We start from the raw sequence: 1985 nt of genomic DNA on the forward strand, positions 1-1985 counted from the left end.
CAGGCGGCAAGCAGCGGCTGGGCAGCATCTCGAAGATGGGAGAGCGCACCATCCGCCGATTGCTCATTATCGGCGGCAGCTCAATGGTCCGGAGAGCATGTCGCCACGGTGCGCCAGCAGGCTCGTGGCTGGAGCGAATGCTTGCGCGCAAACCACGCATGCTCGTCACGGTCGCGCTCGCCAACAAGATGGCGCGCATGGCCTGGGCGCTGCTGACGAAAAAGGAGGACTACAGAGCTCCGGCGGCAGTCGCGGCGTAAAGTCGCGGCGGCAGCCAGAGGCGTCGGGGACGTAGGCGGATCGAAGGAGGGTATGGCACAACGGTCGATGAGACGGGGCTGGAAGAACCAGTGAAAGTCAGAGCGCCACCCAAGCGCGCAAAGCTGAAATGGATCCGGTCCGCGAACTCCCATACTGGCCCGCAGCTATGGCGCTGCTCATCGAGGCCGGACAGATGACAGCAACCGACTACGTGCCAACGTTACCCCGATTTACCGCTTGCATCCGAAGGGGCGTCCACAGATGACCTTCGGCCGTCCGAGCCGGGTTGGTCGTGATCCGACCCGTTGCAGTCGTTCCCAAACTGCACCTAAACTTTGCCGATGTTTCCCGATTGGATCAGGCCTTGGATTTGGCTCTGCCTCGCCGTCAGCCTCGTTGTGCCTTTGGTCCTTCGTAAGCGAAGCAGGCTGTGGGGTGAGCCCGTGCAGCGTGAGCAGCGTCCTGCACGATTCTGGCTAAGCCTAAGCGTTGGTTGCCTGCTCGCAGCAGGCAGCTTCTACGATTGGTTCCTGGATTAGAGGTCCGCTCACCACCCTTCTCAGCCATACGCCGACGATGCCCCGCGCTCCGCGCCGAGGGTCCGCTCAGGGTGGAAAGGCGACATTGACTGAGCCAACGGGGCACAAGCGAAACCGCGATTCCGGCTGGTGGCTAGGCTTCTCTAAGCCGCCGCCCTACCAAATCGCCCAGAACGTGCCTCGTGCCATGGCTTCGTGGTACGTCTCGGAAGAAAAGCCTGGGTGACGAGCACGATAGGCTGCCATGATCGCGTCTATCTTCTCCGGATTGTCCTCGCGGCTTAGCACGCTGGCAACTTGATCCCCATCGCGCATCAGGCAGCGCGCATTTTCGAGCCAATGCTGCAGTTCCTCGCGCGTCCCTTGGCAGTTCAGTTTGTCCACAGGGATCGGATCGCAATACGGAGGGGGCCCGAACGTCCGGCGCCATTCATTGTATACGACCAGCCAGCAGACCGCATCTGCGGGTGGGAGGCTGAGGGCGAATTGCAGCCTCTCAGCTCTCTCCTGAAGCCTGTAGGCGGACATAGCGTCGGACACGGAGCCTTTCTGGAAGCTTCTTCGAGCAGCGGCAAGTTGGAACGTCCGCAATGGGTCGATAGTGTTGAAAAACTCCCCTTGCTGCCGTGACTCCGCTCTGATTCAATCGTCCTGCCAGAGCGGGAGGCGAGCCGATGATGGGCGAGCGGACGGTGATGCAGGAGGCGCTGTTCTACGGGTTCAGCCTGGAGCGCCACGTCCCTGACGACCACCTGCTGCGGCGGATCGATCGGTTCGTCGATCTGGCCGACATTCGCGAGCACCTGCGGCCCTTCTACAGCGCGACAGGGCGGCCCTCGATCGATCCGGAGCTGATGATCCGTATGCTGCTGATCGGCTATTGTCTCGGCATTCGTTCCGAGCGGCGCCTCTGCGAGGAGGTGCATCTCAATCTCGCCTACCGCTGGTTCTGCCGGCTTGGCCTCGACGGGGCGGTGCCGGATCACTCGACCTTCTCGAAGAACCGACACGGCCGCTTCCGCGACAGCGATCTGCTGCGCCGGCTGTTCGAGCTCACCGTCGAGCGCTGCCTGCTCGAGGGGCTGGTCGGCGGCGAGGGCTTCGCGGTCGACGCCAGCCTGATCAAGGCCGACGCCAACCGGCAGCGGGGGGTTGCCGGCGGCGAGGGACTTCCTGCGGAGGCGA

Annotated in this window: 2 protein-coding genes and 1 pseudogene; 2 read left to right on the forward strand and 1 reads right to left on the reverse strand. The window is 63.1% G+C overall.

Annotated elements, in window-relative coordinates; genetic code table 11:
* A pseudogene (locus E2493_RS20900) lies at positions 1–260 on the forward strand (IS110 family transposase); the annotation flags it as partial.
* A gap of 696 nt (positions 261–956) precedes the next feature.
* Here E2493_RS20900 and E2493_RS20905 read toward each other — a convergent pair.
* Positions 957–1184, reverse strand: a complete 228-nt coding sequence (locus E2493_RS20905; RefSeq protein ID WP_135090710.1) for a hypothetical protein — start codon at positions 1182–1184, stop codon at positions 957–959.
* Between the two features lie 290 nt (positions 1185–1474).
* Here E2493_RS20905 and E2493_RS20910 point away from each other — a divergent pair.
* Positions 1475–1985 (forward strand): transposase (locus E2493_RS20910; protein ID WP_135090391.1); only part of this gene is annotated, 511 nt, incomplete at its 3' end.

The organism is Sphingomonas parva (ex Maeng et al. 2020) (assembly GCF_004564275.1).
GTDB classification, from domain to species: domain Bacteria; phylum Pseudomonadota; class Alphaproteobacteria; order Sphingomonadales; family Sphingomonadaceae; genus Allosphingosinicella; species Allosphingosinicella parva.